Here is a 20915-nt window from a genome sequence, read left to right as displayed (position 1 = left end):
TATGCGTAACCTCCTCTTGACCATTGCTGTCAGTGTTTTTAGCCCCATTGTGCTGGCCGAGGAATGCCCAACGTCCGATCTTGGTGTGTTTCTCGACCATGAAAATCCCCGAGCAATGGCATTCATTAAATCGCTTGAGGGTAAGGAGCCCGGGTTCAAAAGCGATGGATTTCGTCTTTGTGATGGGAGCATCCTGTTTGGGGGGTGGAGCTACCTTGGAAAAACCAAGAATCTCAAACAAGGCCAACACGTTTACATCTTCAGGCATGGAAAGGCTTATCGTGCAGTGGCTTGGGTTGAAAACAAAGGTATTCCATTGCCTATCCCAAGCTGCCCCAAACACATTGATTGCTCTGCCGAGGGACAGTACGCGCTGTCCTATGACGTTTATACATTCAAGGCAATCCAACCAGGTGATGGGCCAATCATTCTTTACTACCCATGGAAAAGCTGGCTACCCGCATAACCAGGCGTTCAACCCGGACGCCCAAAACGCCGCTTCGCGTCGTCTTGGTCGCCGGTTAACTCCACGTTAGAAATCATGCCAAACGCCGCTGTCATCACTATCGCTTTGGCCGTCGCTGGCGGTCTGTCAGTCATCGCCTTCAAAACACCAAAAATATTTCTGCGCCTTACGCTACCGCTTATCGGACTTCTGGCCGTAGGCCAACTATTAACCCTGGCGTGGGATGTCGTGTTTCGGTTGGCGCACTCAGCCTTTTCCGAGTTCATCTCAGTTGATAAGGCCGCAGCAGCAGAAGCGGTCCTTGCAAAACACCTTGTTCCATCCTGGTTCTCTTTCATGAGTTTTGCTGGTGTCATACTCATATTCTTTCTTTGGTGGTTATCCAACCAAGTAATAAATCACATGGACAATCACCCACCACACCAAAAATTGAATGATGAATAGCTTTGTAAGTGGCCTAGCCAAGCGTCTCGCGAGCATGATTTCTAACCCTGCATTCAACGCTGACGCCCTACAGCAGGCTTCGCCTGCTTTCGGTCGCCGGTTAATTCCACGTTGGGGGTCTCCAGATTCCCCTCTCTCTGTTTGCATTCACTTACAGGCACCATGAAAAGGAGGTAATACCATGATCTACTGCCGATCCTGCGGCAAACAACTGCACGAATCCGCCCGCTTCTGCCCCCAGTGCGGTTTCAACTTCCAACCTGTTGAAGCACCCAGCCCCTCAATCTGGATGGCCGTCACCGCCCTCGTGCTTTCCATCCTCACGTTATTGCTGCTTCTAGCCACATTCGGCGACATGGATACGCTCAACACCTTGAGCCAGCTCGAATCCGCCTTCGGTAGCCACTCGCTCAAGAAGAAGCTCGCCGAAGATGCAGCAAACAGCGCGGCGGGCGGCCTCGTCTTCGGCCTGCCGGCAGGGGTGCTCGGCATCGTCAGCCTCATGCAGAAACGCGGCGGGCGCGGCATGGGGATTGCCAGCCTTGTCATCGGCGGCATCAACCTCTTGCTCATCCTCGGTCTGTTTGGTCTCTCACTTGAATAAGGAGAATTACTTATGGAACTCGTCTTTTGCATGCAATGCGGCCAGAAAATCCCCACATCCGCTCAAAACTGTCCCCATTGCGGCGCGCAGCAAACTCTGGCTGCCGCTAGCACATCCGTCCCACCCCAAGCGGCAAGCCTGTCTGCTAGCGCCTTGCCAGAAGGTATCAAGGGTTGGTCATGGGGCGCTTTCTGGCTTTCCTGGGTATGGGCTATCTTCAACAAAACTTGGATCGGACTGCTGGCCCTGATTCCCCTGGTCAATCTCGTCATGATGGTGATCCTCGGCCTCAAGGGGCGCGAGTGGGCTTGGAGAAACAAGGCATGGCCCAGCGTTGAGCACTTCAACCGTGTGCAGAAAAAATGGAGCCTCGCTGGCTGGATCATCATGGTTGCGAGTCTTATTTTGGGCATCGCCATCGGTGTGATCGAAGACCGGATGAAGCAAGGCAGCAATAGTGAGCTTGATACCAGCTGGTCACTCGAAGAGAACGCAGGCCAACAAACACCAGCCGCCCAGCTGGAACCTGCGAATGCACCAGCAGTCGCCCCCTATCCCATGCCCAGCGTGAGTTTTGGTAAGGTCGACCTACTCGGTGCTATGAAGCGCGCAGGAATGGAGCAACACTGGATTACACACTTCACCAATTACCTGAGCGATCCGATTAGTTTCTGGGATGAGTGTGTAACCTCGGAAGCAGGTAGGGCACAGCACTTTGGCAACATGAATCAGATGGAGGCACAAGCATATGGCGAAAGCACTTGCAAATCGCTTACCCAACAGCACTACGCCTGCCTCAACGGCAATAACTTAGATGATGCCGTCCTGTGCTTGCAAACGCATATCAACAACGTGGCTGAGAACGGCGAATAACCCCCAACATGCCGCTCAAACGGGACGCCCGGACAGCTGGCTTCGATAGGTGGTCAGTCAATCCAACCGCCCTGCCTTCGGCCACCCGCGTCGAGTCCGGGCGCCCCTTAGCTTTACGTTGGGCATAACTAAAGGAAGGAAATATGGAACACGAAATTGAATGGAAGGATTCTTTTTATTTGCGCAAGCCCGTACTGGAACTGATGCTTCCTGCGAGGAGGTGGCAAGTAACGCCCGATGGGAAGCGTATATCAATTGATACTCCGCTAAATGGGTTGAGCACGCATGAACGGCACATTGTTGAATTTGCGCTCAACCCGTATATGACGGCCGAAAACATCTTTTCTGGGCTAAGCCAGCCAATAGCGCAAGCCCTAGCAAAGGCATTCAATCAGCTCTTTGGTCCTGGTGGCTTCTACGCGAAATAGGCCCAACAATCGCTTCGAGTGGGACGCTACAACAGCCAGCTTCGCTGCCTGTTTCCGCGCCCCTCAAGCTAAACGTTAGCAACTGTGTTGAAAGTCAATAGAAGGATTCCAGGGAGAGTGATGTTTCAGCATGGAATTCATGATCACGAGCAGTTTGCGCATGCACGCGGTGAGGGCGACCTTGGCGGGTTTGCCCTGGTCACGCAGATGCCGATAGAACGCCCGGATCACCGGATTGCAGCGCATTGCGCAGACAGCCGCCATGTAGAGGGCGCGCCGGACTTGGGCACGTCCACCCCAGATGACCCGCTCGCCCCGATGTTTTCCGCTGTCCCGGTTGAATGGGGCCACACCCGCCAGGGCGGCGATCTCCTTGCTGCCCAGCGTGCCCAACTCGGGCAGCAGGGCCAGCAGGGTGGCCCGCGTCACCGCACCGATGCCGGGAATGGCCTGGAGCAGATCGTCTTTCTCGCACCACGCCCCCGAGGTTCTCAAGGCATGGGTCAGGTCGATATCCAGGCGGGCAATCCGTTCGTCGAGCCAGGCAATGTGTTCCTTGAGGCTGGCGCGTTGGAAGGCCGAGGCGCGACCCAGGCGCAGTTTCTCCTGGACGCGGATATCGATGAGCTGGCGCCGACGCGCGAGCAGGTCGCCCAAGGCGCGGGTTTCCTCGTCGGGCAGGGGGCGCACTTGGGGCCGGATGGCGGCGGCGAAGGCGGCCAGCATCAGGGCATCGATGCGGTCGGTCTTGGCCAGCCGGCCGCAGGCCTTGGCGTAGTCCCGTGCCTGGCGCGGGTTGACCACCGCCACCGGCAACCCGGCTGCCGCCAGCGCACTGGCAAGATCGGTTTCCAGCCCACCGGTCGCTTCCATCACGATCAAGGTGGGCGACTCGGCGCGCAGCCGCTCGCACAGGCCGGCAATGGCGGCTTCGCTATGGTCAATCCGCTGGCTGTGGCCGCCGGGATGCCAGCCCAGGTCGAGCCAGTCTTGCGCGATGTCGATGCCGATAAACAATTCATGGTTGCTCATTCCGGTACCCTGCCTTGCAAAAATCCGGGCTTGCAATGGCCCGATCAACTGTCCGGGTTACAAGAACATGCGACACGACGCCCCGCGCTAACGTACGGGCTGGACCGCCCAAGGCTTCAACGGGCTGTCGTGTCGCCAACCACAGGGGCTCTACGCCCCCGCTCAACGGCCGATTCTTCTACGGAATCGGTAGGCTGAACATACAAGGCCTAGTGTGCCGCTGTTATTCCACACTGATGAACTGTTTTTACCAACATCCCATCGATAGAACATGATCTCAGTCTCTGCTCCAGTGAAATATGCACTTATCGTTTCCGTCATAATCTTAGTTGGCTGTGCTGATAAGCCTGAGCATGCCCGTGCCAAAGAGCTTTTGGGGCAGTTCTCGTGTCCTACGGCCAATGGCGTTTGGGCCAATTTCATGAAGGACAATCGGGACAAGGCGCATAAGTATATGGAGAACTATGAAAAAGGACTGCAGCTCATAAATCAACCGATTGATGAAGTCATTCAAATTCAATTGAACGAGTTCAAGGACGCCTGCGACTCGTCTAATAAGAATAAGCCATTCCCCTGAATTGCAATCCATGACTTCTCTTCAAAAACCCTGGAACCCAGTTCAAGCCCGTTTGGCTCTGGATAGTTCTCCACTGCTTACTTTCATAGTGGCACCTCGAATAACCCACGATTTTCAATGAACCCGGCGGATGAGCAATGCTTCTGACCGAATCCGGCTCAAATTCCTCAATAGATTGCTACTTTTCCGAGCAGCGCGGCCCCGTTTTCACCCCGAATGGCCGTGGGCAACGGCCATTCGGCCCATTTCGGGCGCTATGCGGGCACGATCTTCGCCCTCTGGAAGTACGCCAGCCGCTTCAGGTTGTAGCAAGCCGCCATCATCGTCATCGCAAAGTTCGCACGCGCCTGACCAATCGTGCGGATCAGCTTGCCGCCCATCTGCTCAATCGCCGCAAACGCGTGTTCGACCCGCGCTCGCGTCTTCGCAATGCGATGGTTGCGCCCCTGCTGGGTCTCGGACAGCGGCTTGTTCCGGTGACCTTTGCGTTGAATCCGGTTCCGGTAGCCGTTCGCTTTCAGCCAGGCTTCCCGTTCCTCGGAGGGGTAGCCCCGGTCGGCATAGACATCCCGGCTCGTGTTGGCCGGGTCCATGACGGCCTCAAAATGCTGGCTGTCGTGGGTGCTGGCGGTGTCGGTGACAATCTTGCGGATGAACTTGTGCTTCTTGTCGACGTTCACCGAGAGCTTGTAACCATGGTGGCTCTTGCCATGCTTCTTGGTCCAGGTCGCGTCCAAGTCCTTCTGGCGTCGCTTGGCCGGTTTCCAATCGGCGGGCATCGCATCTTCCTTGATCTGTGCCTTGTCGTCCTTGCTGAAGTGCTGCTTCGGCGCCGGGACCAAGGTGGCGTCGATGATCTGGCCGCCGCGGGCGATGAAACCCTTCTTGAGCAATTGCGCGGTGACGCCATCGAAAATGGCCTGGGCACCGGCTTCGCCAATCCGGTTCTCAAAGACCCATACCGTGGTCCGGTCCGGGATGTTGGTCGCTTGGGCCAAGCCACAGAAGCGCTTGTAGCTCATCCGATCCAGCAACTGGTATTCCATCTGCTCGTCGGACAGGTTGTACAGGCGCTTCAGGACCAGGATGCGCACCATGGTCTCGGTGGGAAACGGCGGACGACCGCCTTGTGGGCTGGCCGGGCGCGGCGCAATGCGGTCGACTGCCGCCGCCAGGGCGGCGAAGTCGATGCACGACTCGATCTCCGCCAGCGGGTCGCCCAGCTTGTCGAGCGTTTGCTTGTGATGCTGGTCGGCAAACAGGTCAGTCTTGATGGCGCTGCGTCGTTTCATCGGGCTCAGATTAGGAGGGGTCAGATGGATGGAATCTTACCGGTTGCTCGGACGCCGAGGTTTTTCGAGGTGCCCTTGAGACTGTTGCCGATGTATATTGCGAAACAAATACAACCCGGCAGTTTATAATACGCGCCGGGCATGCCAGGATATTTTCTCCAGAGTCACGCAATAAAAAAACACAGACTAATTGTAGTCGTTTTATCTATTCCGGCGCCTTATTTGTCATCCTGCAAAACGGAGCAAAATGACGAAGGTATGATTGTTAAAACAATTACAAAGACAGTGGGCGAAAGTCAGCCTAGCCATGAGATATGCACCTCATTTGTGCTATCCAAGGACGGTATTGTTACCTATTTCGCCGTTGCGGAAGAAGTAGATGAACATGAGTTCGACCAAGACGCAATGATTTTACTTTTTAAACACACCGAAGCCATTGAAATTCGTCCAAAATAGTTCCATTTTGAAATATCTGCGGGTGGGGTAGGGTGTCTATATAGAAATAGAGAAGTAAATAAGCAATACCTGTGCAAAAAGAACTGCTGTGAGGCCATGCCTGACCTATGTTCAACAATATAACGAACATTCCAAACCAGTCACCACACAAAGAATGAAAGATGTCAGAACGATCTGTCAAAGACATTGAACACAAAGTGGGGCATATCCAGGAAATTGAATTCAGTGACGGCCGCAAGCGAAATGTAGACTTCGCTTCATTCAGTTTTTATTGCGGCCACCACGATTATGAAAAATATCAAGAAATAGGAAAGTTACTCGAATTTGAAATCATCGAAGGAAACCTGAATTTGGGTGACCACACCATGATATTTCCGGTGGAAGACCTATATCAGAACAGGCTGATAAAGTAGATAACTGCACATAACATTCCACTCAATTCGGACACCATCCTCCCCTGCTCGTCCGGAATACCGAAGCGTCGCCGCAGAGTTGGCCCAGGCTCAGATGAAAGTCCAATCGAACTCTCTGGAGACAAATCGAGCACCCATGTTCAAGTTCTGAGAAACAGACAAGAGGTGAATTTCCAGACCTGTTTTTTCCGCCTCTCACCCTCAACATTGAGTTTGCTGGAGTCATGCCATGAACATCCCCGGCCTCGGCGAAGTAACCAAAGTCCCGCGTTTTGGCTGGTACGAGAGCCAAGCCATTGCGCTTCCGTTGCTGGACGGCAAAGTTTGTCGCGTAATCATCCAGGACTACGACGAGGACCCGGCGAAGGACGACTTTCACACCGCGATCGCCAACCTGCTGTCCAGCCCGCGGTCGGTGTTGGCCGAGGCCGAGCCGTACGTCTTTGCCTACTACCAAGACGTCAACTCGAATTGGGACCCGTCCGACGAGGAGCACGTGGCCATGCACTCGCCGAGCGAGGTCTGGGATCACGTCCAGCTGGGTACCGAGCCGATCGTTTCGAGGCGGTCCTACGGCGATCGGGGCATCTATGTCTCCCTGGAGTGCAACTGCGACTGGGAGCCGGAGCATGGCTTGCAGATCGTCTTCAGGAACGGCAACAAGGTCTGCAAGGTGGGGCCGTACGACGGCCACCTGACGAACGCGGATGCCTACGCGGACCCGGCGCTCGAGGACGTGGTCTACCGGTAGCCCGGGATTCGCTCCGGCCGGGACACTGCAACCACCGTCCGCCGGCCGGCGCGCCCTGGCCAACCGGCACCCGGAGCGGCGAAAATAGCCGTCATCCGCGGCGCCGCCGCCGCGCTGGAATAGGAGATTGCGTTGCCCCATCCAACCCGCTACCCGAGACTTTCACTCGCCCGCCTGGCCGCCTGGCTGGTCCTCGCCATGTGGACCGCCTGCGCCGCGGCCCAGGAACCGCTGACACCGCTCATGCCCGGGGCGCGCGACCAGTGCCCGGTGTGCGGCATGCTGGTGTCGAAATACCCGAACTGGGTCGCCGCGGTGCGCTACCGCGACGGCCACGCCCATTTCTTCGACGGCGCCAAGGACATGTTCAAGTACCTGCAGGCGCTGCCCAAGTACGCGCCCGGCCACCGCGCGACGGACATCCGGGACATCCAGGTGACCGAGTTCTACGGCCTCGCCCGGATCGACGCCCGCAAGGCCTTCTACGTGATCGGCTCCGACGTGCTCGGGCCGATGGGGCACGAGTTCGTGCCCCTGGAAAGCCGCGCCGACGCCGAGGAGTTCATGCACGACCACAGGGGCAAACGGATATTGAGCTTCGATCAGGTCGTCCCGGCGATCGTGGCCGAAGTGGACGGGGGCCGCGTCAAGTAGAGGCCACGTCGGAACCCGGCCGGCAGAGCCCGCACTGTTGCCGAGGGGCGGGGCGGGCTCGGCAGGAATGCCGGCGACAAGGCGGTCATGCCCGGGGCGCGGGCATCCAGCCATAGGCCACCGGGCCCATCGGGCTGAACCTTCGATGGCATCAACCCGCCGGAGACGATGTCGAAGCGCGCCTTGACGGGCCGAGGCGGCTTCGCGAATGGCTTACCTAAAACGGACTCGTCGAACGGGAGGGTTTCCAAGTGGCAAACGTTGCGATCAACGCGCTGGCGGACTGGGGCAGCCCGATCAGCCGGCCTTTGCTGGCTGTCGCGGCCTGGCTGTTGACGGGTGCGGTGGGCTGCGACCGGCCGGCTCCTAAGGCCCAGGTCCCCGCCGCGTCGACGGTGGCGGACTCCCGGCCCGTCACGCTGTTGGTCGGACAGTCCTGGCTGGGGCTATGGCAAGCCGGGCAATTGCGGTGCCGTGCCGACGCCGTCGGCTGGCAGTTCAACGCAGTCCGGCTGTCGTCCGATGGAATGGCCGTCGAGGTGGCGGCCTATGCGACCGCGGACAAGGCCGGCGAGGACGCCACCCCAAGCGTGTTGCGCTATGAGTTGCGCACGCTCGCCCCGCTGGGTCGGCAGCCCGATCCCACCGCCGGTCGATGGCAACCCTTGCCGCCACCGGTCGGCACCGACACCGCCTTCGTGCCGCCACAGCCCGGTGCTGCGGACCTGGAAACAGGTGCACGCCTCGTCGCCGTTCAAGGCACCGGCTCGCTCGTCGCGACCCCAGCCGATGGCGGCGGCACCGTCCTGCAGGTACGCGGTGCCGACGGCAAGCCGATCGGGCCGGGCCATCTCCTGGCCGGGGCCGAATGGCGGGCCGCGCTGTCGCCCGACGGTTCCACGGCCGTCGTCTTCAGACCTGGCCGAGAAGCGGGTCAGGCCTGGCACGGCCTGGTCTGGCTTGCGGCCACGGGCCGGACGATCCCCGCACCGGGCCTCGGGATCGACGACGGCTCGGTCCGCGAGAACGGGGCTCCGCGGGCGATGGCTTGCCTGTTGCCTCAGGGCGAAGGGGCCATCTTCACCTACATCGGGGCGCCGGCAGACCGGTACTCCGAATTCCAGTCCCTCGCGCCCGGCCCGAGCCCGGCGACGAAGCTGGATACGCCCTGGGTGATGGGCTGCCTCAGCCCGGGCGGCGCAACACCGGCCGGCCGCTGATTGCCGGCAATCGAGTCTGGACCGACACCATCGATGGTTGCGAGCATCATTCAAACAGAACTCGTCAATCGGGGTCGGACCGAGGGCGCCTGGGCGGAAAAATCGGCCGGCGACCCTGTATGAGATGGCACCGGTATTCTGGACAGGTATATGGGCGAAATGCCCGCGTCGGATAGGAGCCCCCCATGAGAAGCAGAGTGCCAAGACCCGAGCTGAGGTCTCAACGCCCTGGTTGCGTGACGCGACTAGCCCTGTTGTTGTCGGCGTTGGCGATTGCTGGGCAGGTGAACGGAGCGGGTACGATCGGCGCGCCGAGACCGGCCGTCTTGCGCGATGTGGAAGGCTACGCGATAGCCAGTTGCCTCGCCCGCCAGGACCGGCCCTACCTCATGGATCAGGGCGACGCGTGGGCGTCCGTCATCGTGCAGCGCATGAAGGGGGATGTGAATGTCCTTGCCGGGCTCGCCGAACAGGTGCAGGCCGAAAGCGCGAGGGGCCGGATGGCCGTGATTCGCGACGAGGCCAACCCGGGCAAGGACAAGATGCTCCCCGTCCTCTACTGCAGCGAGATCATCGATAGGCCCACCGTACGGGCCGCGATCGAGAAGGCGGTTGCGGCGCTCGCCCCGTCCTATGGGCGGGAATAGGCCGGGCAATCACCGAGCGGCGGGACGCCCCGAGCCGTGCGAGTTCAGGCGGACGCCCCGGCGGCGACGTCCACCAGCGCGAAGCCGCCGCCCGGGGTGCGCACGTTGGTGGTCTGGCCCTGGTACAGGCGGGCCGCCATGAGCTGCACCTCGCCGCGATATACGTAGTTGCGCAGGTCGCACTTCAGGGCGACGTCCTGGCCGGCCACGCTGACCACCTGCTCGGCCGGCGGCACGTGGGCCTGGGCGACGTAGTCGGCGGCCTGGATCTCGCCCCACACCCGCTTGGTCAGCTTGTCGCCGCGGTACACGCCCTTGCTGCCGTAGCCGTTGGCCGGCTTGAAGAACCACTTCCGGCGCGTCTCCCAGAGGGCCTCGGCATTGGCCGGCGTGAGTGCCACGGTGGCCGGGATGGCGGTGGCGAGCAGTTCGGCGAGGGCCGGATCGACGCCCCAGCCGAGCAGGGTGGCACGGTCGCCCAGCAGGATCAGGTTGCGCTTGTCGGCGTAGAGGGCGTGGGCGCGCGGGTGCGGGGTCAGGACCACGGCGTCCTCCAGGTAGGCGCGGCGCAGGGCGGCGTGGCCGGAGGTGTCGAGGCCGAAGTCGGTGAGCCGGTTGTAGACCAGGTCGATGCGCCGATCGCCATGGCGGAGGGCGCCGTCGCGCCAGGCCAGCTCGGCCGGGTCGGCGATCACGGCGGCGATGCCGTGGCGCTCGAACAGGCGCTGGAAGAGCACGAACTCGGGGTACAGGAACTGCGCGGCGGGCCGCTCGTCGACGATGGCGACCGCGGCCAGCGGCCGGTCGCCGCGCTGGCTGCGCCATTCCGCCAGGAACATGGCGAGGAAGCGCGCCTCGGCGGCGGCCCGCATGCCGGCGTCCAGGTCCGGACGGGCCAGGTGCAGGAGCGCGCCGCCGGCATTGGTGTTGATCTCGATCAGGCGCGGACCGGCCGGGGTGAGGTGGAAGTCGAAGCCCAGGAAGACCCCGCTGGCGGCGCTCTCGTGCCCGGCGCTGGCCGGCGCGTGGACGAGGACGGCGGCACGGTAGGCCGGCAGGGCGACCACCGCCTCGACCGCGCGCACCACGGCGGCCATGGTCGCGGCCTCCCGGGCGGAAACCGGCACCCGGGCCCGGGCGTGGACGTTGGCCGGCAAGGCCGGGAAGTCCGTTTCCGGGGCGGGAACGGACAGGCTGGACAGGGGACCTGCCGACATCATGGCTGGGTTTCGCGGTGCCCCGGGGGCAGGGTTCAGTCGAACACCACCGTCTTGTTGCCGTACACCAGGATGCGGTTGTCGATGTGCCACTTCACGGCGCGCGAGAGCACCACCTTCTCCAGGTCGGCGCCCTTCTGGACCAGGTCCTCGAGATCGTCGCGGTGGCTGATGCGGACCACGTCCTGCTCGATGATGGGGCCGTCGTCCAACACTTCCGTCACGTAGTGGCTGGTGGCGCCGATCAGCTTGACGCCGCGCTCGAAGGCGCGCTGGTAGGGCTTGGCACCGTGGAAGGCGGGCAGGAAGGAGTGGTGGATGTTGATCACCCGGTTCTGCCAGGCGTTGATGAAGTCGGCCGAGAGGACCTGCATGTAGCGCGCCAGGACAATGAAGTCGACGTGGTGGGCGGCCATCAGGGCCTGCTGCTGGGCCTCGGCCTCGGCCTTGTTCTCCTTGGTCACGTCGATGTGCACGAAGGGGATCTTGTAGGCCTCGGCCAGCCAGTGGGTGTCGGGGTGGTTGCTGAGGATGAGCGGGATGTCGCAGTACAGCTCGCCGGCGTGGTGGCGGTAGAGCAGGTCGGCCAGGCAGTGGTCGAACTTGGACACGAAGATGGCCAGGCGCGGCTTCACCGAGGACAGGGCCAGGCGCCAGGTCATGTCGTGCTTCGCCGCCACCGGGGAGAAGGCCTCCTCGAAGCGGTGCAGGCCGAGGTCGAAGCCCTCCAGGTCCCATTCCACGCGCATCAGGAACAGGCCGGCCTCGCGGTCCTGGTGCTGGTCGGCGTGCAGGATGTTGGCGTTGTGGGCGAGCAGGAAGTCGGCGATGGCGGCGACCAGCCCCTTGCGGTCGGGGCAGGACACCAGCAGACAGGCGGTATTGCGCATTCTTCGATCGGTCTAATGAGGCATGAAGGGTCGCATTCTACGCCATCGGCACCGGCTTCCGGAGTCGTCCCCCTGCAATTTCAAGGCCTTCCGGGGCCCCGAAAAAACAGTTGACTGCACCCGATCGGACACTAGAATTAGCGCCACAATTCCCGTCCGACACTAGATTTAGTGTTCTCTAATAAACGGCGGGGGTGCCACAAAACCAGCCAGGACAACCAATAAAGCGCCGCCGTGACCCTGTTCCGCGGCGCACTGCGCGCAAAGGAGACCAAGGGATGCAGCTTTCCACCGAACACATGTCCGCCCAGCCCACCCTCCCCACCATGCCCGACGAAGGCGCTGCCGCGGCCTACGTCGGCTACCAGATCATCCGCCGCAACGGCGCCGTGGTCGGCTTCGAGCCGAACAAGATCGCGGTCGCCATGACCAAGGCCTTCATCGCCGTGAGCGGCGGCCAGGCCGCCGCCTCGGCGCGCATCCGCGAGTTGGTGGAGAACCTGACCCAGGCCGTGGTCCAGGCCCTGCTGCGCCGGCAGCCGAACGGCGGCACCTTCCACATCGAGGACATCCAGGACCAGGTCGAGCTGGCCCTGATGCGCTCGGGCGAACACGAGGTCGCCCGCGCCTACGTGCTCTACCGCGAGCGGCGCGCCGAGGAGCGCGCCCGCCTGCGCCAGGAGCAGGCCGAGGCACACACCCTGCACTGCGTCGAGAACGGCGAGCGCAAGCCCATCGACCTGGCCCGCCTGTCCGCCCTGGTCGGCGCCGCCTGCGAGGGCCTGCCGGAGGCCAACCCGCAGGCCATCCTGCAGGCCACCCTGCGCGACCTCTACGACGGCGTGCCCAGCGAGGAGGTACGCAAGTCCCTGGTCCTGTCCGCCCGTTCGCAGATCGAGAACGACCCCGACTACTCCCTGGTCACCGCCCGCCTGCTCCTGCACAGCATCCGCCGCGAAGTCCTGGGCGAGGAAGTCAACCAGGCCGAGATGGCCACCCGCTACGCCGACTACTTCCCCGAATACATCCGCAAGGGCATCGCCGCCGAGCTGCTCGACGAGCGCCTCGGCCAGTACGACCTGGAGCGCCTGGGCAAGGCGCTGGACGCCGGGCGCGACAACCAGTTCCAGTACCTCGGCCTGCAGACCCTGTACGACCGCTACTTCCTGCACATCCAGGACCGCCGCATCGAGCTGCCCCAGGTCTTCTTCATGCGCGTCGCCATGGGCCTGGCCCTCAACGAGATCGACCGCGAGGCACGCGCCATCGAGTTCTACAACGTGCTGTCCAGCTTCGACTTCATGTCCAGCACGCCCACCCTGTTCAATTCCGGCACCCGCCACAGCCAGCTGTCGAGCTGCTACCTGACCACCATCCCGGACGACCTGGATGGCATCTACCAGGGCATCAAGGAAAACGCCCTGCTGCAGAAGTACGCCGGCGGCGTCGGCAACGACTGGAGCAACGTGCGCTCCCTGGGCGCCTACATCAAGGGCACCAACGGCAAGTCGCAGGGCGTCGTGCCCTTCCTCAAGGTGGCCAACGACACCGCCGTGGCGGTCAACCAGGGCGGCAAGCGCAAGGGCGCCGTGTGCGCCTTCCTGGAAACCTGGCACATGGACATCGAGGAATTCCTCGAACTGCGCAAGAACACCGGCGACGACCGCCGCCGCACCCACGACATGAACACCTCCAACTGGGTGCCCGACCTATTCATGAAGCGGGTCATGGAAAACCAGGAGTGGACCCTGTTCTCGCCGTCCGACTGCCCGGACCTGCACGACCTGGTCGGCAAGGACTTCGAGGCGGCCTACACCCGCTACGAAGAGAAGGCCGCGCGCGGCGAGATCAAGGTGTTCAAGAAGGTCCAGGCCTTGGCCCTGTGGCGCAAGATGCTCTCGATGCTGTTCGAGACCGGCCACCCCTGGATCACCTTCAAGGACGCGTGCAACGTCCGCTACACCAACCGCCACGTCGGCGTCGTGCACAGCTCCAACCTGTGCACCGAGATCACCCTGCACACCAACGACAACGAGATCGCCGTGTGCAACCTGGGCTCGGTGAACCTGGTCAACCACCTGGGCGCCAACGGGCTGGACTTCGACAAGCTGCACCGTACGATAAAGGTGGCGATGCGCATGCTCGACAACGTCATCGACATCAACTTCTACAACGTCGGCAAGGCGCGCAACTCCAACCTGAAGCACCGTCCGGTCGGCATGGGCATCATGGGCTTCCAGGACGCCCTGCATAAGCTGCGCATCCCCTACGCCAGCGCCGAGGCGGTGGAATTCGCCGACCGCGCCATGGAGGCGGTGGCCTACAACGCCTACTGGGCGTCCACCGACCTGGCCGAGGAACGCGGCCGCTACAGCACGTTCAACGGCTCCCTGTGGTCGCAGGGCATCCTGCCCCAGGACTCCCTGAATAAGCTGGCCGAGGAGCGCGGCGGCTACCTGGAGGCCGACTATAGCGCCACCCTGGACTGGGACCTGCTGCGTAGCCGCATCCAGAGCGTCGGCATGCGCAACTCCAACTGCCTGGCCATCGCCCCCACCGCCACCATCGCCAACATCGTCGGCGTCTCCGCCAGCATCGAGCCGACCTACCAGAACCTGTTCGTGAAATCGAACCTGTCGGGCGAGTTCACGGTGGTCAACCAGTACCTGGTGCGCGACCTCAAGGCCATGAACCTGTGGGACGAGGTCATGGTCGGCGACATCAAGTACTTCGACGGCAGCCTGGCCCGCATCGACCGCATCCCGGCCGAGCTGCGCAGCCTGTACGCCACCGCCTTCGAGATCGACCCGGTGTGGCTGATCGAGGCCGGCGCCCGGCGCCAGAAGTGGATCGACCAGGCCCAAAGCCTGAACCTCTACTTCCACGGCGCCAGCGGCAAGAAGCTCGACGAGACCTACAAGCTGGCCTGGATCCGCGGCCTCAAGACCACCTACTACCTGCGCGCCCTGGGCGCCACCCACGCCGAGAAGTCCACCGGCAAGGGCGGCGAACTGAACGCAGTCAGTGCCGGCGGCGGCGCCGGCCAGCACGCCGCCGCGGCCAACCTGCCCGAGCCCGAGATCGTCGGCAAGGCCTGCACCCTGCGTCCCGGCGACCCCGGCTTCGAGGAATGCGAGGCTTGCCAGTAAAGGCCCGCGCCATGTCCGCCCACGGCCTGCCGTCGTGCCCGGAAACCCGGCCGGCAACCGGGCCGCGGGCGGCTAACATGGATAGTATCGAGGCAACGGCGGCGCACGCCCGGGAGTAGAGAGATGGTCGACCTGTTCAACTTTTCCGTGGACAACCTGTTCCCGACCTACGCCAGCCAGAACTCGCAGCGGGAGCAGTACGCCCTCAGCTACCTGGAAAAGGGCCTGACCGAATACAGCGACGGCAACTACAGCCAGGCCATCCAGACCCTCAAGCAGGCGGTGGCCATGGCGCCGACGGCCGATTCCGCCATCAGCGCCTACGACTACATCGCCACCTCCTACATGGAACTGGGCGACTACCAGTCGGCGGTCGCGATCTACAAGGACTCCATCACCGCCTCGCCGACCCGCGACGCCACCCACGTCTCGCTCGGCAACCTGTACACCACCATGGACCGCCTGGACGACGCCCGGGCGGAATACGAGAAGGCGGTCAACATCAACCCGAGTTCCGCCAACCGCTATTCGCTCGGCCAGGGCTACATGGCGGTCGGCCTCACCGACCAGGCCCTGCGCCAGTTCGAGCTGGTCCAGCAGAGCAGCCCGACCGAGCCCTACGGCAAGTACGGCATGGGCCTCGCCTACGCCAAGCTGGGCCGCTACGACGACGCCACCCGCGCCTTCGCGGACGCCATCAGCATCCAGAGCGACTACTGGGACGCCTATGCCGAACTCGGCTACACCCTGTTCGACAGCGGCGACGCCAGCGGCGCCAAGGACGTCCTCAGCACGCTGGAAAGCAACGACTCCAGCCTGGCCGACAGCCTGTCCGAATACATCTACGAGAAGTCGCAGCCCAAGATGGTGGCGGCCTACACCAGCGACATCTTCCCGCAGTTCCTCACCTCACTGAGCCCGGGCACCAAGGTCAGCACCCTGAGTTCCTACCTGAGCCAGGCGGACAGCGAGAAGGTCCTGTCCGTGACCATCATGTTCAGCAAGACCATGGACGCCGCCTCGGTCGAGAACGAGCTCAACTGGACCATCACGCGCGCCACCGGCACGGCCCCCGGCGCCGCCTACAACAACGGCATCGCGGTGCCCGACACCGAGGCGACCATCGCCCAGACCCCCTGGCGGTCTACTACAACCGCACCGACCATTCCGCGACCATCCTGTTCAAGCTGAGCCAGAACGCCGACGGCACGGCCACCATCGACCCCTCCCACATCAACTTCACCTTCAAGGGCCAGGACGACTACGGTCTGACCATGGACCCGAGCGCCGACAGCTATTCGGGCTTCTCAGGGGTTGCCTGAGCGATGCCCGCCCGACGAACCACCCGCCGACACCACGGCCATAAAACCAGACCGAAGGAGACCCTATGCTGAACTTCGAAGACGACATCCCCGCCGCCCCGCGTCCGCAGCCCGCCCTCCAGGGCTTCGACCCCGCCTTCACATCCTTCGGCGTCGGCGCGGCTGCGAACCCGAGTCCCACCCCGGTCGCCGCGCCGGCGGACCAGAAATTCCGCCGCGTGCGCGCCGAGGACAAGCGCATCATCAACGCCAGCACCGACGTCAACCAGCTGGTGCCGTTCAAATACAAATGGGCCTGGGAAAAGTACCTGGCCGCCTGCGCCAACCACTGGATGCCGCAGGAAGTGAACATGAGCCGCGACATCGCCCAATGGAAGGACGCCAACGCCCTCACCGAGGACGAGCGCCTGATCGTCAAGCGCAACCTGGGCTTCTTCGTCACCGCCGACAGCCTGGCCGCCAACAACATCGTGCTCGGCACCTACCGCCAGATCACCGCCCCGAATGCCGCCAGTACATGCTGCGCCAGGCCTTCGAGGAGGCCATCCACACCCACGCCTACCAATACATCGTCGAGAGCCTGGGCCTGGACGAGGGCGAAATCTTCAACGCCTACCACGAGATTCCGTCCATCCGCGCCAAGGACGAATTCCTGCTGCCCTTCATCGACGTCCTGGCCGACCCCGACTTCCGGACCGGCACGCCGCAGAACGACCAGACCTTCCTGAAGTCGCTGATCGCCTTCGCCTGCCTGATGGAAGGCCTGTTCTTCTACGTCGGCTTCGTGCAGATCCTGGCCATGGGCCGGCAGAACAAGATGACCGGCGCCGCCGAGCAATACCAGTACATCCTGCGCGACGAGTCCATGCACTGCAATTTCGGCATCGACATGATCAACCAGATCAAGCTGGAAAACCCCGGCCTGTGGACCAACGACTTCAAGGCCGAGCTGAAGGCCATCTTCATGAAGGCGGTGGAGCTGGAATACGCCTACGCCGAGGACACCATGCCGCGCGGCGTGCTGGGCCTGAACGCCCCGCAATTCAAGGAATACTTAAGGTTTATTGCCAACCGTCGGGCCACCCAAATCGGCCTGGATGAGCTCTTCCAGGGCGCCAACAACCCGTTCCCATGGATGGCGGAAATGATTGATTTGAAAAAGGAAAAGAACTTTTTCGAAACCCGCGTCACCGAGTACCAAACGGGGGGCGCGCTGTCCTGGGATTGACGATTTTGGGAGGATGAAGCGCGGATATTACATGCAAAAAAAGCGCTTCATCCGGCTCAAAAATGCTCATTTTTCCGTCATTTCACCAATATTTCACCAACTCGGCGAGATTCTGGGACTCAGTGGGACCCGATGGGAGCATTGGAGGGTTCAAGAGCTGCGTATTCTGGCAGTGCCCCAACATTGACTATTTCCGACGATGGAACTGGCAATCCTTGTAGATACTTAAAGGGCACCGGTCTGCTGACGACCATTGGGTAGCGAACATGAACCGCTGATGGCTCCAACTTGGTAAACCTTGCCAGCCTGTTTAGATTGCCCTGTATCCATGCCTCTCGGCGAATATGTTTGTATAAGCGGTCGCCAACATTGCCACGAAACCGCTCACAGGTCAGTGCAATCTCTGCGATGGTTCTTGAGGCCTTTAGGCGTTTGCACTCAATGGCCAATACGGCCCCATCTGGCTTCCATGCCAAAACGTCTATGAACCGCCCCGGGTTTTGAGGAGGCTTCATCTCTTGAGAGAATGAAGCCATGAAGAGCAAGAAACCCACTCCGCAGTATTCCCCTGAAGTCCGTGAGCGGGCCGTCCGCCTGGTGCAGGAACACCGTGGCGAGTATCCCTCGCTGTGGGCGGCCATCGAATCGATTGCCCCGAAGATCGGCTGCGTTCCGCAGACGTTGCACGAATGGGTCAAGAAGCACGAGATCGATACCGGCCTGCGCGATGGCGTCACAACCGATGAGCGCGAACGCCTCAAGGCCCTGGAGCGCGAGAACAAGGAGCTGCGCAAGGCCAACGAGATTCTCAAGCTGGCGAGCGCGTTTTTCGCCCAGGCGGAGCTCGACCGCCGACTCAAGTCCTGATCGACTTCATCGACCGGCACCGAGAGGTCTACGGGGTCGAGCCGATCTGCAAGGTCTTGCGGATTGCCCCGTCCGGGTATCGGCGCCATACGGCGCAGCAACGCGACCCCCGCCTGCTTTCGGCTCGGGCCCAGCGCGATGCTGAATTGATCCCCGAAATCCAGCGCGTCTGGCACGCCAACATGCAGGTCTATGGGGCCGACAAGGTCTGGCGCCAACTGAACCGCGAAGGCATCCAGGTCGCCCGCTGCACGGTCGAGCGCCTGATGAGGCGGCTGGGACTGGCAGGCGTGCGGCGCGGCAAGGTCATGCGCACCACAATTCCCGACCATGCGGCCCCGTGCCCGCTTGACCGGGTCAACCGGCAGTTCAAGGCGGACCGTCCGAATCAGCTGTGGGTATCGGACTTCACCTACGTCTCGACCTGGCAAGGCTGGTTGTATGTGGCCTTCGTCATCGATGTGTTCGCCCGACGCATCGTGGGTTGGCGGGTCAGTCATTCGATGCGCACGGACTTCGTCCTAGATGCCTTGGAGCAGGCGCTGTACGCCCGGCAACCGGAACGAGCCGATGCCTTGGTGCACCACTCCGACCGGGGCTCGCAGTACGTCTCCATTCGCTACACCGAGCGGCTCGCCGAGGCCGGGATCGAACCCTCAGTGGGTAGCCGTGGCGACAGCTACGACAACGCCCTGGCCGAGACCATCAACGGCCTGTACAAGGCGGAACTGATCCACCGTCGGGCACCCTGGAAGAGTCGGGAAGCGGTTGAACTCGCCACCCTCGAATGGGTAGCCTGGTTCAACAACCACCGGTTACTTGAATCGATCGGCTATATCCCGCCGGCCGAGGCTGAGGCAAACTACTACCGTCGGCTCGCCGACACCACCGTGGAAGCCTCTTAACTTAAACCAATCAGCCTCCACAGAACCCGGGGCGGTTCAGGTCACCGAAGCATTCCTGCCCAACAAACTCCAAGTGGTCGATGTCAGCAAAGGCCGAAGAGCGGGCAGCACGATCGATCTAGTCTGAATGAATGTTCTGAGGACAGGTAGGTTGGTGTGCTCGTTCCTTGTCAACGCAGGCACCTACCGGACCGTGTCACTCGGTCAAAGCTGTACACGTGTTCCGCGGGACACTCCTGGCAACGACCGACGAGTCGATCGGGGAACTCCCGCTTACCGTCTACAACCTCGACATGGCCGCCGCAGATGCTACAGGTGCTGGCATAGCGGACGAGTCGAAGCACTTTCGGACCGCCGCGTGACGTGCCCTGCTCCCGATGCACCTCCAACTGAACACTTCGTTCCGAGAATGCGACAAGTAGGTTTGGTGCTGTGGTAATGCCCCAGTCGAGCGCACGTACGAATGGCCTTAGCGCTGACCAACCTAGCCACAGAGCCATCCCAGCAGCCGCGATGAGCATAAACAGCGTTCTTAACGGCGTTGTGCTAGGCGAGTAGCTAATGATCAGCCAGATAAGAATCACAACCCCAGCCGTTGCAACTGCCACCAAACCGGCATAGGCCAGGAAAAGCCACAATCGCCATCCGGCCAAAGCGTAACCCCCTACCAATAACCATCTAGCCCACCAGGCTGGTTTGGGGGTCAGTTCCTGGATGTACTGAATCCTTTGGGTATCGCCAGGGGCCGGAGGAATCTGCACAAAGGGCTGCGGACCTAACGGTCGTAGTTCCAGGAAATAGTGCGATGTATTCCCCGCACCTCCGGGGCTCTTTTCCTTCGCAGGCCAGGGGTAACAGCTCAATCCGTGCTGTTCGGCAAACTGACGAAGGCCAGTTTCCCGTTCCGGTAGCTTCTCTTCAACAAGCTTGCCCCAGGATTGGCTAATCCAGCTGCTGGGGTTCTTCCCTCGATCATCCCTGCCCTCAACCTGTACCAGGATATTGAGCGCGGTGAGTCGCGGTTCCTGGCCCCTCCCCAACCGCTCAACCGTCAGGTCAGCAAGTGCGGTCAAGATTTCAAATGGCTTTCCCAGTTCGCCATGATGTTTCAAATACGCTTGCAAGCACTGAGCGGCCTGCAACAGCTCGCCACCATTGCCGTCATCCGATGAATTTCCCAACCCCATGATTCTTCTCGTGTTCTGATCAGACACAAACTGTATTTTGACAGAATCCGACTGTTAACCAGTCCCAGTCAAGCCTACGTTGGAACCCGTGTTTAACCCAATGGAGGGCGCGCCATGTCAAAAGGTAATGGGAAATTGCTTGTTTTTGCGTGTGGTCCGGACGGGAAGATAGTCCACGTCGATGAAGTACCCAATGGCATAGGCTGTGAATGCTGGTGCCCATACTGCCGGACCCCCCTGATCGCGAAGAACCATGGCAGAAGGCGGACGCATCATTTTGCCCACAGCGGGCG

The 20915-nt window shown here is 61.5% G+C and carries 19 protein-coding genes, 1 pseudogene and 1 other annotated feature; of the genes and pseudogenes, 15 read left to right on the top strand and 5 right to left on the bottom strand.

The window, feature by feature from the left end; translation table 11 throughout:
• Position 1 precedes the first annotated feature (1 nt).
• The 5 genes from EZJ19_RS15215 to EZJ19_RS15195 all read left to right on the top strand — a co-directional run bounded on the left by EZJ19_RS15215 (position 2) and on the right by EZJ19_RS15195 (position 2815).
• Positions 2-466 (top strand): hypothetical protein, encoded by a 465-nt coding sequence (locus EZJ19_RS15215; protein WP_131449092.1) that lies wholly within the window; start codon positions 2-4, stop codon positions 464-466.
• A gap of 75 nt (positions 467-541) precedes the next feature.
• Entirely contained in the window at positions 542-910 is a 369-nt protein-coding gene (locus tag EZJ19_RS15210; protein ID WP_131449090.1) for a hypothetical protein, read from the top strand.
• A gap of 181 nt (positions 911-1091) precedes the next feature.
• Entirely contained in the window at positions 1092-1514 is a 423-nt protein-coding gene (locus tag EZJ19_RS15205; RefSeq protein ID WP_131449088.1) for a zinc-ribbon domain-containing protein, read from the top strand.
• Positions 1515-1526: 12 nt separating this feature from the next.
• Positions 1527-2387 (top strand): zinc ribbon domain-containing protein, encoded by an 861-nt coding sequence (locus EZJ19_RS15200; protein ID WP_131449086.1) that lies wholly within the window; start codon positions 1527-1529, stop codon positions 2385-2387.
• Between the two features lie 143 nt (positions 2388-2530).
• The gene (locus EZJ19_RS15195) at positions 2531-2815 is read left to right on the top strand and encodes a hypothetical protein (protein WP_131449084.1); all 285 of its coding nucleotides are present in this window, start codon (positions 2531-2533) and stop codon (positions 2813-2815) included.
• Positions 2816-2890: 75 nt separating this feature from the next.
• On the opposite strand, the gene EZJ19_RS15190 is transcribed toward EZJ19_RS15195, so the two are convergent.
• Positions 2891-3847: an IS110 family RNA-guided transposase gene (locus EZJ19_RS15190; protein ID WP_131446378.1), complete on the bottom strand. Its 957-nt coding sequence runs from the start codon at positions 3845-3847 to the stop codon at positions 2891-2893.
• Between the two features lie 271 nt (positions 3848-4118).
• Between EZJ19_RS15190 and EZJ19_RS15185 the strand changes: the two genes are divergently transcribed.
• Positions 4119-4424 carry a hypothetical protein gene (locus tag EZJ19_RS15185; protein ID WP_131449082.1) on the top strand — a complete coding sequence of 102 codons (306 nt, stop codon included), beginning with the start codon at positions 4119-4121 and terminating at the stop codon, positions 4422-4424.
• 254 nt (positions 4425-4678) lie between these two features.
• On the opposite strand, the gene EZJ19_RS15180 is transcribed toward EZJ19_RS15185, so the two are convergent.
• Positions 4679-5716, bottom strand: a complete 1038-nt coding sequence (locus EZJ19_RS15180) for an IS5 family transposase (protein WP_131449080.1) — start codon at positions 5714-5716, stop codon at positions 4679-4681.
• Between the two features lie 141 nt (positions 5717-5857).
• Between EZJ19_RS15180 and EZJ19_RS15175 the strand changes: the two genes are divergently transcribed.
• The 5 genes from EZJ19_RS15175 (at position 5858) to EZJ19_RS15150 (ending at position 9857) form a co-directional block, all read left to right on the top strand.
• Complete coding sequence (locus EZJ19_RS15175; RefSeq protein ID WP_131449078.1) at positions 5858-6172, top strand: hypothetical protein; 315 nt, start codon at positions 5858-5860, stop codon at positions 6170-6172.
• Positions 6173-6814: 642 nt separating this feature from the next.
• The gene (locus EZJ19_RS15165) at positions 6815-7336 is read left to right on the top strand and encodes a DUF6985 domain-containing protein (RefSeq protein WP_131449074.1); all 522 of its coding nucleotides are present in this window, start codon (positions 6815-6817) and stop codon (positions 7334-7336) included.
• Between the two features lie 132 nt (positions 7337-7468).
• Positions 7469-7990, top strand: a complete 522-nt coding sequence (locus EZJ19_RS15160) for a nitrous oxide reductase accessory protein NosL (RefSeq protein ID WP_206199450.1) — start codon at positions 7469-7471, stop codon at positions 7988-7990.
• Between the two features lie 251 nt (positions 7991-8241).
• Positions 8242-9210, top strand: coding sequence for a hypothetical protein (locus tag EZJ19_RS15155; protein ID WP_131449072.1), 969 nt, complete (start codon positions 8242-8244; stop codon positions 9208-9210).
• A gap of 236 nt (positions 9211-9446) precedes the next feature.
• Positions 9447-9857 (top strand): hypothetical protein, encoded by a 411-nt coding sequence (locus EZJ19_RS15150; RefSeq protein ID WP_206199449.1) that lies wholly within the window; start codon positions 9447-9449, stop codon positions 9855-9857.
• A 44-nt stretch (positions 9858-9901) separates the two neighbouring features.
• On the opposite strand, the gene EZJ19_RS15145 is transcribed toward EZJ19_RS15150, so the two are convergent.
• Together EZJ19_RS15145 and purU are read right to left on the bottom strand one after the other, a co-directional pair.
• On the bottom strand, positions 9902-11077 hold the full coding sequence (locus EZJ19_RS15145; RefSeq protein WP_131449070.1) for a hypothetical protein: 1176 nt from the start codon (positions 11075-11077) through the stop codon (positions 9902-9904).
• Positions 11078-11109: 32 nt separating this feature from the next.
• Positions 11110-11964, bottom strand: coding sequence for a formyltetrahydrofolate deformylase (gene purU, locus EZJ19_RS15140; RefSeq protein WP_131449068.1), 855 nt, complete (start codon positions 11962-11964; stop codon positions 11110-11112).
• A gap of 278 nt (positions 11965-12242) precedes the next feature.
• On the opposite strand from purU, the gene EZJ19_RS15135 reads away from it, so the two are divergent.
• From EZJ19_RS15135 to EZJ19_RS15120, 4 genes and pseudogenes are all read left to right on the top strand, one after another.
• Positions 12243-15113 carry a ribonucleoside-diphosphate reductase subunit alpha gene (locus tag EZJ19_RS15135; RefSeq protein ID WP_131449066.1) on the top strand — a complete coding sequence of 957 codons (2871 nt, stop codon included), beginning with the start codon at positions 12243-12245 and terminating at the stop codon, positions 15111-15113.
• Positions 15114-15236: 123 nt separating this feature from the next.
• Positions 15237-16304 (top strand): tetratricopeptide repeat protein, encoded by a 1068-nt coding sequence (locus EZJ19_RS15130; protein WP_131449064.1) that lies wholly within the window; start codon positions 15237-15239, stop codon positions 16302-16304.
• 196 nt (positions 16305-16500) lie between these two features.
• Positions 16501-17663, top strand: a pseudogene (locus EZJ19_RS15125) (ribonucleotide-diphosphate reductase subunit beta).
• A 534-nt stretch (positions 17664-18197) separates the two neighbouring features.
• Positions 18198-19435 (top strand): IS3 family transposase gene (locus EZJ19_RS15120; RefSeq protein ID WP_131444734.1). Its coding sequence is split into 2 segments (ribosomal slippage): positions 18198-18495 and positions 18495-19435, totalling 1239 coding nucleotides; the frame shifts between segments, so codons are not numbered across the junction.
• Positions 18485-18601, top strand: a sequence feature (AL1L pseudoknot). It overlaps the preceding gene by 117 nt.
• A 170-nt stretch (positions 19436-19605) precedes the next feature.
• On the opposite strand, the gene EZJ19_RS15115 is transcribed toward EZJ19_RS15120, so the two are convergent.
• Entirely contained in the window at positions 19606-20622 is a 1017-nt protein-coding gene (locus EZJ19_RS15115) for a hypothetical protein (protein WP_131449062.1), read from the bottom strand.
• Positions 20623-20915: the final 293 nt, after the last annotated feature.

Origin of the sequence: Parasulfuritortus cantonensis (assembly GCF_004337445.1) — a bacterium.
In the GTDB taxonomy this organism is placed as follows: domain Bacteria; phylum Pseudomonadota; class Gammaproteobacteria; order Burkholderiales; family Thiobacillaceae; genus Parasulfuritortus; species Parasulfuritortus cantonensis.
Note: the sequence above shows the minus strand (reverse complement) of the source record. Positions and strands in the feature narration are given on the sequence as shown.

Excerpts from the sequence above, each read along its gene's own strand:
- EZJ19_RS15215 (WP_131449092.1), top strand. The coding sequence starts at position 2 with ATGCGTAACCTCCTCTTGACCATTGCTGTCAGTGTTTTTAGCCCCATT.
- EZJ19_RS15210 (WP_131449090.1), top strand. The coding sequence starts at position 542 with ATGCCAAACGCCGCTGTCATCACTATCGCTTTGGCCGTCGCTGGCGGT.
- EZJ19_RS15205 (WP_131449088.1), top strand. The coding sequence starts at position 1,092 with ATGATCTACTGCCGATCCTGCGGCAAACAACTGCACGAATCCGCCCGC.
- EZJ19_RS15200 (WP_131449086.1), top strand. The coding sequence starts at position 1,527 with ATGGAACTCGTCTTTTGCATGCAATGCGGCCAGAAAATCCCCACATCC.
- EZJ19_RS15195 (WP_131449084.1), top strand. The coding sequence starts at position 2,531 with ATGGAACACGAAATTGAATGGAAGGATTCTTTTTATTTGCGCAAGCCC.
- EZJ19_RS15190 (WP_131446378.1), bottom strand. The coding sequence starts at position 3,847 with ATGAGCAACCATGAATTGTTTATCGGCATCGACATCGCGCAAGACTGG.
- EZJ19_RS15185 (WP_131449082.1), top strand. The coding sequence starts at position 4,119 with ATGATCTCAGTCTCTGCTCCAGTGAAATATGCACTTATCGTTTCCGTC.
- EZJ19_RS15180 (WP_131449080.1), bottom strand. The coding sequence starts at position 5,716 with ATGAAACGACGCAGCGCCATCAAGACTGACCTGTTTGCCGACCAGCAT.
- EZJ19_RS15175 (WP_131449078.1), top strand. The coding sequence starts at position 5,858 with ATGCCAGGATATTTTCTCCAGAGTCACGCAATAAAAAAACACAGACTA.
- EZJ19_RS15165 (WP_131449074.1), top strand. The coding sequence starts at position 6,815 with ATGAACATCCCCGGCCTCGGCGAAGTAACCAAAGTCCCGCGTTTTGGC.
- EZJ19_RS15145 (WP_131449070.1), bottom strand. The coding sequence starts at position 11,077 with ATGATGTCGGCAGGTCCCCTGTCCAGCCTGTCCGTTCCCGCCCCGGAA.
- purU (WP_131449068.1), bottom strand. The coding sequence starts at position 11,964 with ATGCGCAATACCGCCTGTCTGCTGGTGTCCTGCCCCGACCGCAAGGGG.
- EZJ19_RS15135 (WP_131449066.1), top strand. The coding sequence starts at position 12,243 with ATGCAGCTTTCCACCGAACACATGTCCGCCCAGCCCACCCTCCCCACC.
- EZJ19_RS15130 (WP_131449064.1), top strand. The coding sequence starts at position 15,237 with ATGGTCGACCTGTTCAACTTTTCCGTGGACAACCTGTTCCCGACCTAC.
- EZJ19_RS15115 (WP_131449062.1), bottom strand. The coding sequence starts at position 20,622 with ATGGGGTTGGGAAATTCATCGGATGACGGCAATGGTGGCGAGCTGTTG.